Consider the following 12,570-nt stretch of genomic DNA (forward strand, 5'->3'; position numbering starts at 1 on the left):
GCATTTAAATAAGACCCGAACAAGTCCATAACAGTTTGCTGGCGACAATAGCAAGAGTGAACCACCTGATCCCTTCCCGAACTCAGAAGTGAAACCTTTTAGCGCTGATGGTAGTGTGGGGTTACCCATGTGAGAGTAAGTCATCGCCAGCTTTTAAATCTAAAGCACCCCGGTCTCTAACGAGAGCGGGGTGTTTTTTTATGCACGGTGTTTATAGCGAAATGAAACAGATCTCGTTATATTAAGCTAATTGATGACTGATTAAGCTTGTGCATTGATGCAACTGAACTGATTTTCTGTATCTCTCATCATGATCATTATTGAAGTAAGGGATATAGAAAGAGTCGAGCTATTGAACCAGCCGTTTCTTTATGCTAAAAATTAAAGCATTACGATAAAAACAGTTAATAATATGTTGATTTTCCAATTTTTCTTTACAGATTATGATGGTGAAGAGGTTTTACCCACTCAAAATCAGTATGCATCTATCGATGAAATCATAGAACTAATGCAATCTGTGTTAATCAGGCCAGAAAACTTTTTAGGGATCGTTGATAAAAATGATCGTACTTTACAGTTTATCGTTAATGATGATTATTCATTAGATGCAGATATTCCTGTTCCTGATCAAAAAGGCTCTTATACAAAAACAATAAGTTTGCATGAAGCGGTTAAACTGGTTCAAAAACAAACTGAACTGATTCAAATTGATGCTATTGAAGGAATGGCTTTTATGAAGTGGTAAGTTTTTTACTTCAATTGTTTTTAGTGTATTCAAAATAAAAAACCTCAGACATCCATGCCTGAGGTTTTTTGTATTGGTTCTGAGGTATAACTCCTGTCGTACCTTTCGCTATCCTGCGTTATCGTCCTATCTTATTCTTGTTTTTAATGGAAACTTCCTGTTTCCTGATGTGTTTATAGTATTAAAATTTAGCTGTTCTGCCTATACGCATAATTCGGCAGATCATGTAAGAAAAAGCTTACATGATCATAAACGGGTATTCTCTATTAAAAATGGGCATTTAAACCAATATAAGGCCCTTTAAAATTAAACTTCATATCACGGTTATCTAAATCACTGAGTTCGATATTTAAAACACGGTAACCCACTTTGGCACCAAGATCTAAAACAATAGATTTAACAAAATCATATTGAATTTCAGCCTGAGCATCCGTGATTTTTACATCATTGACATTGGTATAAGTCGCCTCAGCTTTTGCGCTTAAACCTGTAAATGGTAGTTTTGCGCCAGCTTCTGCATAAAGGATCGGTGCATATTCATCAACATCAACATTTTGTGAAAATTGCTTTACAGTACCGTTGAGTTTAGTTGCCCCTACACCGACATCAGCTTTTACAATGTTGTCTAAGATTTCATAGTAAAGAATAAGATCTGTATGGTCTAAATCAATTTTAGTTTTAGCAAACTCATTATTAGACTCAGTTTCAGTATCTAACTTGGTATATTTTAATTTTACATTGGGAATGATTGGAATCGGGTGCTCAAAAGCAACAGAGGCTTGAATCGTGCCTTTGGTATCTAAATCATGTTTTGCGTTTAGCCCAGTATAAGGATCTAATAATAAATTATCTGTCCCCGTTTTGTTGGATAGACTGGATGTTTTGTGGTTGATTTGAGAATCTCCACCAATACTCCAATAACTAATATCACCTTTTAAACCAATAAAATCAGCTTGAGCAAATGAACTTAGACCTAGGGCTGCGATAAATAAGGGTAATTGAATAGATTTCATATGTCCTTCTTGATGAAATGATTTTTCATCCTATATTTTTGTTACTTAAATACATTTCAATACTGTACCAACTGAAGGCATGATATAGGGGTTTATCAAATTTTGCATTATTAAAAAGATTAAATCGAGGGTGTAGGATGAGTGATTCTATTGATCAAGCAGTGATTGAATTCCCACTTTATGTCGCCAATAAAGCGATTAAATCAGGGCAATGGCTTGAAGTTCATGATAAATTTTCGGGGAAAATTTATGCAAAAGTGGCTTTAGCGGATGCAAAAATTTTAGAAAAAGCCATCAGTGCAGCTGTGAAAGCAGAGAAAGAAATGGCTGCTTTAAAACCATTTCAGAAGCAAAAAATACTGTTACATTGTGTTCAGCGCTTTAAAGAGCTCCGTGAAGAATTAACCCAAATTTTAATTATCGAAGGTGGAAAGCCTAAACTTGCTGCAGCAGCTGAGGTTGAAAGGCTGATTAATACTTTCCAACTAGCGGCAGATGCAGTCTCCACAATTAATGATGGTCGTTTAATGCCCTTGGCTGTAACGGCTGCGGCTTCTGCATATCGGGGAATGGTACAACATGTGCCGATTGGTGCAGTGTCTCTGATCAGTCCGTTTAATTTTCCTTTGAATTTAACAGCACATAAAATTGCACCGGCAATTGCAGCGGGTTGTCCATTTGTATTAAAACCAGCAAGTTTGACGCCAATTTCCGCATTAAAAATCGCAGAAATTTTGGCTGAAACAGATTTACCAAAAGGCGCATTTTCAATTTTGCCTTGTCCACGAGAACATGCTGATGTGTTAGTGACGGATGATCGCTTTAAGCTGCTCAGCTTTACCGGTTCTGATCAAGTGGGTTGGGATATGAAAGCACGTGCTGGTCGTAAAAAAGTAACCCTCGAATTGGGGGGGAATGCAGCTGTTCTAATTGAACCTGATACAGAAATAAGTGATGCATTGATTGATCGAGTGATTGGTGGTGCATATGGTCATGCGGGACAGGTGTGTATTAGTGTGCAACGAATTTTAGTCCATGCTGATATTTATATAGCATTTAGAAAAAAAATCTTAGCAAAATTGAAAAAAGTATCTGCGGCAGATCCACATGTAGAAACCACGATAGTGGGTCCAATGATCAAAGAGGCTGAAGCGATTCGTTTAAAAAAATGGGTAGATAAAGCGGAGAAAAAGGGTGCGAAAATCTTAATTGGTGGCACTTTAAAAGGTGTTTTATTTGAACCAACTTTGCTTGAAAATGTCGATGAATCTCTTGAAATTTATCAAAATGAAGCATTTGGCCCTGTGGCAATTTTAGAAAAATATAAAACATTTGAGAAAGGTATCGAAGTGATTAACCAAGGTCGCTTTGGTTTACAGGCTGGTGTATATACTCAAAATCTCAATAAGATGCTTTATGCATGGGATCATTTACACGTGGGCGGAGTAATTATCAATGATATACCCACCTTTAGAGTTGATAATATGCCATATGGTGGTGTGAAAGATTCGGGTATAGGTCGTGAGGGGATTCAGTCTGCAATTGGTGATATGCAGGAAGAGCGCTTACTTGTGATCAAACAATAAGTTAATATTCTAAGGGGCTACGGCTCCTTATTTCTTTGAGTTTTATATAGAGTTAAAAAATGATAATAAAATTTTTCAATTCATTATTTTTAATGATTTTACTTTGCTTACTGAGTGTGCAAATTTGGGCATTTCAATCTGAAAAACTGGTAAATGATGCACGTTCTCAGATTTTGAAAACACTTTATTATGATCCTGCTTATACTCAGTTGTCTTATCCAATGGGTGATGTTCCATTGATCAAAGGTGTATGTACAGACGTGGTTATTCGCGCCTTACGCCATCAAGGTATAGATCTGCAACAACGTATTCATGAAGATATGAAAGCCAATTTTAAAAAATATCCACAAAAATGGGGTTTAAAAGCAACCGATCGAAATATTGATCATCGACGGGTTCCAAATATCATGACCTATTTTCAGCGTCAAGGTTATCAAGTGAATGATCAAAAGTATCAAGCAGGTGATATCGTGGCATGGGATTTAGGTAAAGGCTTAACCCACATTGGTATCATTTCAAATAAAACCACAATGTTGTCAAAAACACCTTTGGTAATTCATAACATTGGTTATGGAACACGTGAAAATGACATTTTGCATGAATATAAAATCATTGGGCATTATCGTTTACCCAAGACGGTGAATTAGAAATAGGCAATTCCAAGCAAAATAGCTAAAAATTAACCATGTGCAATAAAAAGTAAAAAAAACCTGAGAAAATAGACACAAATTACAGAAAAAGCGCTGCAAAACGAGTATTGTTACAACATTAAACAGTAATCTTGTTGATGCACTTTAACCGAGAAGTTTGCAAAGTTACTGGTTTGGAATAATAACAAAGCACCCAAAAGGTGCTGTTTTATTCAAACAACAAAATTTAAAATTGGTACTTCTTTTGCTCGCAGATCACAATGAAAAAAAGCAGCATTTGAGGACATCTACAGAATTAGGTGTTTTATGACAGAATCTCGTGAAAACTGGACATCACGATCAGGTTTTATTATCGCAGCTGTTGGATCGGCTGTCGGTTTAGGTAATATTTGGCGCTTCCCTTACATTGCTTATGAAAACGGTGGTGGCGCTTTTTTAATTCCATATTTAATTGCACTTATCACTGCAGGTTTGCCACTGTTATTTTTAGACTATGCGACAGGGCATAAAAGTAATTCTTCACCTCCTAAAGCTTATCGTGCTTTATTTAAAGGGGGTGAAACTTTAGGTTGGTGGCAAGTCTGTGTCTGTATCATTATTGGTTTGTATTATGCCAGCGTACTGACATGGGCTGGCAGTTATGTTTATTTTTCTGTAGGTCAATTGTGGGGAAGTGATCCTGAAAACTTCTTCTTCAATACCTATTTACAAACTTCAAAATCAACAAGTTTTGATTTTCAGTTTGTTGGTCATTTATTTTGGCCAATTGTGGGAATTTGGGCATTAACACTGATCATCTTATTCGGTGGTGTGAAAAAAGGGGTTGAATTATCCAATAAAATTTTCATGCCTTTACTGTTTATTCTGTTCACGATTCTTGTTATTCAAGCGTTGCGTTTACCCGGTGCAGTTCAAGGTTTAAATGCTTTCTTTACACCGAACTGGGCAGCAATGTGGGACTATAAAGTATGGCTTGCAGCATTTGGTCATACATTCTTTTCACTTTCTGTTGGCTTTGGGATCATGGTGACTTATGCCTCGTATCTTAAACCAAAAACCAATTTAACAGGCTCGGGCCTTATCGTTGGTTTTGCCAATGCGTCTACTGAAATCCTTGCAGGTATTGGTATCTTCGCGGCGCTGGGCTTTATGGCATTTTCAGCAGGCAAGCCTGTAGATCAAGTGGTCAGTGGTGGTATTGGTTTGGCATTCATTGCTTTTCCTAAAATCATTTCTAGTTTAGGGACTGGTGCTGATTTATTCGGTTTACTGTTCTTCTCTTCTTTATTTGTTGCGGGTATTTCTTCAATGGTGAGTATTCTTGAAGTGCCGATTGCAGCGATGCAAGATAAGTTAAAATGGGGACGTAAAAAAGCCGTAAGCATCATTGGCGGTGGTAGTGCACTGGTTTCAATTTTCTTATTCTCTAGCGTGAACTCGATTAAACTGGTGGATATCGTCGATCACTTTATCAATAACATTGGGATTATTGGTGGTGCATTATTGTCAATTATTTCGATAGCATGGTTTAACCGTTCAGCATTGATGGAGTTACGAGATCATGTGAATCGTATTTCAACTGTGCAACTTGGTAAAGGTTGGGATTTCACTTTAACTGTAATCACATCTTTAATTTTGCTGGTCACTTTAACTATGACAGTTTTTAGCTTGATTAAAAATGGATACGATACCTATAGTTCAAGTATGTTGATGTTCTTTGGTTGGGGCAGTGTGATTTTCTGTGCTGTTATTGCTTTAGTCCTTAGCAAAATGAAAGATCGATAGGAGCGTCAAAATGAATACTTCTGCAATCGTGATGATGATTATTTCAATGGTTTTTTTATGGGGTGGGTTGATTTTATCGATCCTACATTTGATGAAAAACCCTGAAGAACTGGATGAAGTTCTGGAAGAGGTCAAAGATCACCATACCCTTTAAACTTGAGTCAAAAAAAGCAGGCGAATTAGCCTGCTTTTTTAATGCGTTTTTTAAGCTGTTTTTTGAATTCGGCAATAATAGAAACCATCACCATGATGCGCTTCAGGCAACAGTTGGCGACCGTGAATTTGTTCTATTCCCCAGTTTGCGTCAATCTTGATTTCTTCAGCATCTGCATGTTCAGCAAAAAACTCGACCATCTGCTGTTCATTTTCAACTTTCAGAATTGAGCAGGTAATATAGAGTAGTGTTCCACCGACTTTAAGCTGCTGCCACATATGCTTTAAAATTTGCTTTTGCAGATCGACCACTTGCTGAATATCTGTAGATTGACGCAATAAGCGGATATCAGGATGACGACGCATAACACCAATAGCAGAACAAGGTGCATCCAATACGATGCAATCGACCAACTCTTTAGGCACCCATGTTGTAGCATCTGCTGTGATGATTTCAACTGTTGCATCAACATTTAATTCAAGGCGTTCCAAGTTTTCTGAAACACGCAATAAGCGTTTAGCATCATGATCAAGTGCGATTAATTTTTTAGGATTGAAACGTTCTAAGATATGAGCTGCTTTACCACCCGGTGCTGCACAAGCATCGATAATGACTTTGTCATCTAAGTTGGGTAACAGTGTTACACACAATTGAGCATGTTCATCTTGAACAGAAAACCCGCCTTCTTCAAAGCCTGGTAAATGAGTAATATTACCCGTTTGTTCCAGAACAATACCAACATCTGAAAGTGTACAAGGACGAGCATCAATCTGTTCTTCATCTAAAATATCAAGATATTCATCACGACTAATTTGACGTTCATTGACACGAAGTGTTAGTGGAGCGACTTGTTTTAAGTTTTGACAGATTTCAGGGAGTCGATCAGCCCAATCTTTTTTAAGTCGTTTGAACAGCCAGCTTGGTAAACCATGGGTATTATTCAAAGCCGTTTGAAACTCAGTTGTTTCACGTGAAACACGACGAAGGATGGCATTGACCAAACCACTCATCGGTTCAAAACCTAATTGTTTCGCTGCATTGACAGTTTCTGAAATCGCCGCATGTGCAGGAATACGGGTGCATAAAATCTGGTATAAACCCAAATATAAGCAACTTTCTAGTGCTTCATTGTCTAACGGTTTTGTGAGCAAGGGTAAGGTAATTGCTTTTAAAGAATTCCACTGACGTAAACAGCCCAAAGTAAGCTCATGGTATAAACCACGATCACGTTCAGAAACAATATTGATATGTTGGTTTAAAACGGAAGCCAAAGACTGTCCATTTTGAACAGCTAAAAGTGTTTTGACCACTTGTGCGCGCAAATTCAAATTTTTTGCAGATGATTGAATTTGGCTCATGCGAATATATTTCCTACTGAAAGTTTATGGCTTTGTATAATTTGTACAGGGTTAATGGCTTTACCACCTGGCCATTGTAGGCTAGTCAGACAAATCACACCATCTCCACACAGCACATGTACACCTTGTTTGTTCATTTCGATAATGGTTCCGGGTGCTTCGCCATTGGCTGTAAGGTCTGAAATTTGAGAATTCCATACACGTAAATTATTGCTTTCATCTATTGGTGTAAATGCGACTGGCCAAGGATTGAATGCCCGAATATTGCGATCCAGTTCAACTGCTGATTTAGTCCAATCAATTTGCGCTTCAGCTTTTGTGAGTTTATGTGCATATACCGTAAATTGTTCATCTTGCACTTCACGTGCATCTAAATATTGTTGTAATTTTTGTTCTGATTCTAATACCACGCAAATTGCTTCAGCGCCTTGAATCGCAAGTTTGTCATATAAAGTCGCTGAGGTTTCTTCTACTGTGATTGGGCACACTGTTTTAAAGATCATATCACCTGTATCTAGTCCAGCCGCCATTTTCATGATTGTTACTCCGGTTTCAGTGTCACCTGTTGCAATGGCACGCTGAATCGGAGCGGCACCACGCCAACGTGGTAGCAAAGAACCATGAATATTTAAACAACCATAGCGCGGTGTATCTAATACGGCTTGAGGCAAAATTAAACCATAAGCCGCAACCACCATTACATCTGCGCCCAAAGCTGCTAATTCTTGTTGAGCCGCTAAGCCTTCGTCTGTCGATGCTTTGAAATGAAGTGGTTGATAGACGGGTAAGTTGTTTGCGAGCGCAAGTTGTTTCACGGCTGAAGCTGTCATTTTTTGTCCACGACCTGATTTGCGGTCGGGTTGAGTATACACAGCGACGATTTCGTGATCAGTTTCAATGAGTGCTGCTAAAGCAGAAGCTGCAAATTCGGGTGTACCTGCAAAAATGATCTTCAAAGGTTATGCTCAGATTAAATTTTAAATTGAATTATAGCAAACCTGATTATGCGGTGGCGTTTTCAAATGAAAATACGGGTTTTTCTATGTAAAAAATAAAATACGATCAATTGTATATTTTGTTCAGATCATCTATCTGCTTTGAAAACAGTCAGCAGATGCCTTTTACAATACCCTTAAAATTCGCGTAAGTCTAAATTAACCAATATCCATTTTTAAAATAAATATCACTTTTTAAAATAAAATTTTTCACTTTAAATTGATAGAAATAGATCTTATTTTTAACTTAATCTAAATAAACAGATGGTTTAGAAATTGAAACTGGAGTTATTGTGACAAATTTCGCAGTAAAAAATTGTTAACTGAATAAGCATAGGCAGTTAATCGGAATTTAACAATTTGTCAAATGTAAACTAAGTCTCACATTATTTTGATAAATGTGACAAATTTTGTCACATGCTCAATTTAAGAACAATATGTATTTAATAAATCTTAATGTTTTTTGATTGATATATAAATTGCTGATTTATAGGTATAAAATTTATGATTATTTTGCTTTTTATTTAAAAGTTTAGACCATGTGTTTAAAAAAACAAAATAAGTGAAATATATCTCAATTTTTCTATTGCTTTAAATGTATGTAAATTGTTAAATAAAAAAAATTGTACATTTTATATGCATTATTGATGCGAAATCAGCGGCTGTAATGCACCTCCTAAAGGAAAAGTAATATGAATAAGATCTACAAAGTGATTTGGAATGCGACTTTGTCGGCATGGGTTGCAGTTTCTGAATTGGCAAAAGGGAAAACCAAGTCTTCAAAAGTAACTGGAATTATTGGGGCAGCAACAGTTAGTTTGATGATCACTTTTTCATCCGATGTAACCGCGAATGTTATAAATACAGATTCAAATAATTGTATAACTCGCTCTAATGGGATTGTCGGTACTATAAATCCTGGAACGACTGGTGGCCAGGCAACGGATGGTTCTGGTACATACTCTACTGTTGCTGGTTGTAATGCTAAAGGTAATGATCTTTCGGCTGTAACTGCATATGGAGCGTTTTCAGAAGTTACAGGTAATGCAGGAACAGCTATCGGTCATAATAGCCAAGCCAATGCTTTTGGTACGGCTGTGGGTGTAGAGAGTCGAGCAACAGGAGTAGGTAGTACTGCACTTGGTGAAGGCAGCCAGTCAACAGGACAAAATGCTGTAGCATTAGGTGGAACGGCTACAGGTACTGCTAATGGAAATGTTTTATCAGTTGCTAATGCAGTTACCGCTTCTGCTAGTGGCGCCGTTGCTATTGGTGGTAATGCGGTTAAAGGTGCGCAGTCTGCTGGAACTGATGCTGTTGCAATAGGGGCGCAGTCTGCAGTCTCAACGGCAGGAACAGGTGCAGTTGCTTTAGGTGCAAGAACGAATGCAACTGCGAGTGGCGCTGTTGCTATAGGTGATGGGGCAAATGCATCTATTGCTGGTAGTACAGCACTGGGAGCAAGTACGACAACATCAGCATCCGTAAACAGCACCGCTCAAACGATTAATGGTAAATCTTACACTGCAACGGGTACAGCGAGCACAGGTGTTGTGAGCGTTGGTTCAAGTACAATAAAAAGACAAATACAAAATGTCGCAGCGGGTCAGGTTACAGCGTCTAGTACCGATGCAATTAACGGTAGCCAATTATTTAATACCAATACTGAGTTGGCCAAGGTAGCAACAGATACAGCGACGGCTTTAGGTGGTGGGGCTACAGCGGGTACAGCGGCAGGCGGTATTACTGCTCCAAGTTATACAATCACAAAAACAGATGCATCAACAACAACAGTTAATAATGTTGGTGCTGCAGTGAGTGCATTAAATGCTGAAGTGGTTAAACCAATTACATTTACAGGAACAACTGGAACAACGAGCCAGAAATTAGGTTCATCTGTTGCAGTGATTGGGGATAGTAAAAATATTTCTACAGCGGTTACAGCAAACCAAATTAAAGTTTCGATTTCTGACAATCCTACATTCACATCAGTTACAACAGGCAATACTGTTCTTAACAATGCAGGTGTTACAGCAGATCAGGTTGCAGTTGGTGGCGTTGTTATCAATAAAACAACAGGTATTAATGCCGGTGGGTTAGCGATTACAAATGTTGCTGCACCAACAGCAGGTACGGATGCGACAAATAAGACTTATGTTGACTCTAAAGCTGCAGCATCAAAAACTGAAGTTGCAGGTGGAAGCAATATAGCAGGGGTTGCAAAAACTACAGGTGCAAATGGTCAAGATGTTTATACGGTTAATGCCAATGGTACTACCGCATCAGCAGGCTCATCAGCTGTCACAGTGACTGCGGGAACTAAAGATGCAAACAATGTTACTGACTATAAAGTTGACCTTGCAACAAGCACCAAAACAGATATTCAAAAAGGTGTAGATGCGAAGACAGCTGTTGATAATACTGGCTTAACCTTTAAAGGTGATACCGCAGCGACAAGCACTACGAAGAAATTAGGTGATACGGTTTCCATCACTGGTGATACGAACATTAGTACAGTCGCGACAGCGAATGGTGTACAAGTTAAGTTAAATCCAAACTTAGATTTAGGTGCAGCTGGCAGTGTTAAAACGGGTAATACCACTATTAACAATGCAGGTGTTACAGCAGATCAGGTTGCAGTTGGTGGCGTTGTTATCAATAAAACAACAGGTATTAATGCCGGTGGGTTAGCGATTACAAATGTTGCTGCACCAACAGCAGGTACGGATGCGACAAATAAGACTTATGTTGACTCTAAAGCTGCAGCATCAAAAACTGAAGTTACAGGTGGAAGCAATATAGCAGGGGTTACAAAAACTACAGGTGCAAATGGTCAAGATATTTATACGGTTAATGCCAATGGTACTACCGCATCAGCAGGCTCATCAGCTGTCACAGTGACTGCAGGAACTAAAGATGCAAACAATGTTACTGACTATAAAGTTGACCTTGCAACAAGCACCAAAACAGATATTCAAAAAGGTGTAGATGCGAAGACAGCTGTTGATAATACTGGCTTAACCTTTAAAGGTGATAGCGCAGCGACAAGCACTACGAAGAAATTAGGTGATACGGTTTCCATCACTGGTGATACGAACATTAGTACAGTCGCGACAGCGAATGGTGTACAAGTTAAGTTAAATCCAAACTTAGATTTAGGCGCAGCTGGCAGTGTCACTACAGGCAATTCTAAGTTAGATAACAGTGGATTGACGATTACAGGTGGTCCAAGCGTTACGAGTACTGGTATTAATGCAGGTAATAAGACCATTACCAATGTTGCTGCGCCAACAAACAATACAGATGCAGCCAATAAAAAATATGTAGATGATGCTGGTGCAACATTGACAAACTTGGGCTTTGGTTTAAAAGCGCAAGACGGTACGACTGTTAACAAGAAGCTAGGTGAAGCGGTTGATATAGTCGGTTCAAACAGTAATATCACGACTAAAGTAAATGCAGGTAAAGTCGAAGTTGCGTTATCGAATGCATTGGACTTAGGCGCAGCTGGTAGTGTTACTACAGGTGCAACGGTTATTAACAATGCAGGGATTACAGCAACACAAGTTACAGCAAATAAAGTAACAGTCAACAATGCACCAACAGCAGGTACAGATGCGACCAATAAAACCTATGTTGATTCTAAATCTGCGGCATCAAAAACTGAAGTTGCAGGTGGAAGCAATATAGCAGGGGTTGCAAAAACTACAGGTGCAAATGGTCAAGATATTTATACGGTTAATGCTAATGGTACAACAGCATCAGCAGGTTCATCAGCTGTCACAGTGACAGCAGGAACTAAAGATGCAAACAATGTTACTGACTATAAAGTTGACCTTGCAACAAGCACTAAAACAGATATTCAAAAAGGTGTAGATGCGAAGACAGCGGTTGATAATACTGGCTTAACCTTTAAAGGTGATACCGCAGCGACGAGCACAACTAAAAAATTAGGTGATACAGTTTCCATCACTGGTGATACGAACATTAGTACAGTTGCGACTACTGATGGCGTACAAGTTAAGTTAAATCCAAACTTAGACTTAGGTACAGCTGGTAGTGTTACTACAGGTGCAACGGTTATTAACAATGCAGGGATTACAGCAACACAAGTTACAGCAAATAAAGTAACAGTCAACAATGCACCAACAGCAGGTACAGATGCGACCAATAAAACCTATGTTGACTCTAAATCTGCGGCATCAAAAACTGAAGTTGCAGGTGGAAGCAATATAGCAGGGGTTGCAAAAACTACAGGTGCAAATGGTCAAGATATTTATACGG

General features: G+C 38.5%; 9 protein-coding genes and 1 rRNA gene. 7 read left to right on the top strand and 3 right to left on the bottom strand.

Annotated features, from left to right (window positions below; translation table 11 throughout):
- The first annotated feature begins 37 nt into the window (after positions 1-37).
- Positions 38-152, top strand: a 5S ribosomal RNA gene (gene rrf, locus ACG916_RS21005).
- 260 nt (positions 153-412) lie between these two features.
- Entirely contained in the window at positions 413-745 is a 333-nt protein-coding gene (locus ACG916_RS21010; protein ID WP_419316007.1) for a hypothetical protein, read from the top strand.
- A 266-nt stretch (positions 746-1,011) separates the two neighbouring features.
- Here ACG916_RS21010 and ACG916_RS21015 read toward each other — a convergent pair whose 3' ends face one another.
- Positions 1,012-1,758, bottom strand: coding sequence for a TIGR04219 family outer membrane beta-barrel protein (locus ACG916_RS21015; protein ID WP_262084742.1), 747 nt, complete (start codon positions 1,756-1,758; stop codon positions 1,012-1,014).
- A gap of 137 nt (positions 1,759-1,895) precedes the next feature.
- On the opposite strand from ACG916_RS21015, the gene ACG916_RS21020 reads away from it, so the two are divergent.
- The 4 genes from ACG916_RS21020 to ACG916_RS21035 all read left to right on the top strand — a co-directional run bounded on the left by ACG916_RS21020 (position 1,896) and on the right by ACG916_RS21035 (position 5,933).
- A complete protein-coding gene (locus tag ACG916_RS21020) occupies positions 1,896-3,344 on the top strand; it encodes an aldehyde dehydrogenase family protein (protein WP_419299895.1) in 1,449 nt (482 codons plus the stop codon).
- A 59-nt stretch (positions 3,345-3,403) separates the two neighbouring features.
- Positions 3,404-3,991 carry a DUF1287 domain-containing protein gene (locus ACG916_RS21025; protein WP_419299896.1) on the top strand — a complete coding sequence of 196 codons (588 nt, stop codon included), beginning with the start codon at positions 3,404-3,406 and terminating at the stop codon, positions 3,989-3,991.
- Positions 3,992-4,300: 309 nt separating this feature from the next.
- The gene (locus tag ACG916_RS21030) at positions 4,301-5,779 is read left to right on the top strand and encodes a sodium-dependent transporter (RefSeq protein ID WP_419299898.1); all 1,479 of its coding nucleotides are present in this window, start codon (positions 4,301-4,303) and stop codon (positions 5,777-5,779) included.
- 10 nt (positions 5,780-5,789) lie between these two features.
- Entirely contained in the window at positions 5,790-5,933 is a 144-nt protein-coding gene (locus ACG916_RS21035; RefSeq protein ID WP_004718897.1) for a methionine/alanine import family NSS transporter small subunit, read from the top strand.
- 50 nt (positions 5,934-5,983) lie between these two features.
- Here ACG916_RS21035 and rsmB read toward each other — a convergent pair whose 3' ends face one another.
- Both rsmB and fmt read right to left on the bottom strand, forming a co-directional pair.
- Positions 5,984-7,291 (bottom strand): 16S rRNA (cytosine(967)-C(5))-methyltransferase RsmB, encoded by a 1,308-nt coding sequence (rsmB, locus tag ACG916_RS21040; RefSeq protein WP_419330741.1) that lies wholly within the window; start codon positions 7,289-7,291, stop codon positions 5,984-5,986.
- Positions 7,288-8,247: a methionyl-tRNA formyltransferase gene (gene fmt, locus ACG916_RS21045; protein WP_105714786.1), complete on the bottom strand. Its 960-nt coding sequence runs from the start codon at positions 8,245-8,247 to the stop codon at positions 7,288-7,290. The genes rsmB and fmt overlap by 4 nt, the downstream gene beginning before the upstream one ends.
- A 731-nt stretch (positions 8,248-8,978) precedes the next feature.
- Here fmt and ACG916_RS21050 point away from each other — a divergent pair.
- Positions 8,979-12,570 (top strand): ESPR-type extended signal peptide-containing protein (locus ACG916_RS21050; protein ID WP_419378808.1); only part of this gene is annotated, 3,592 nt, incomplete at its 3' end.

The sequence above is a fragment of the Acinetobacter legionensis genome (assembly GCF_048552295.1).
Taxonomy (GTDB): domain Bacteria; phylum Pseudomonadota; class Gammaproteobacteria; order Pseudomonadales; family Moraxellaceae; genus Acinetobacter.

Bases quoted from the DNA above. Each gene is read 5' to 3' on its own strand.
- ACG916_RS21010 (WP_419316007.1), top strand. From the start codon at position 413: ATGTTGATTTTCCAATTTTTCTTTACAGATTATGATGGTGAAGAGGTT.
- ACG916_RS21015 (WP_262084742.1), bottom strand. From the start codon at position 1,758: ATGAAATCTATTCAATTACCCTTATTTATCGCAGCCCTAGGTCTAAGT.
- ACG916_RS21020 (WP_419299895.1), top strand. From the start codon at position 1,896: ATGAGTGATTCTATTGATCAAGCAGTGATTGAATTCCCACTTTATGTC.
- ACG916_RS21025 (WP_419299896.1), top strand. From the start codon at position 3,404: ATGATAATAAAATTTTTCAATTCATTATTTTTAATGATTTTACTTTGC.
- ACG916_RS21030 (WP_419299898.1), top strand. From the start codon at position 4,301: ATGACAGAATCTCGTGAAAACTGGACATCACGATCAGGTTTTATTATC.
- ACG916_RS21035 (WP_004718897.1), top strand. From the start codon at position 5,790: ATGAATACTTCTGCAATCGTGATGATGATTATTTCAATGGTTTTTTTA.
- rsmB (WP_419330741.1), bottom strand. From the start codon at position 7,291: ATGAGCCAAATTCAATCATCTGCAAAAAATTTGAATTTGCGCGCACAA.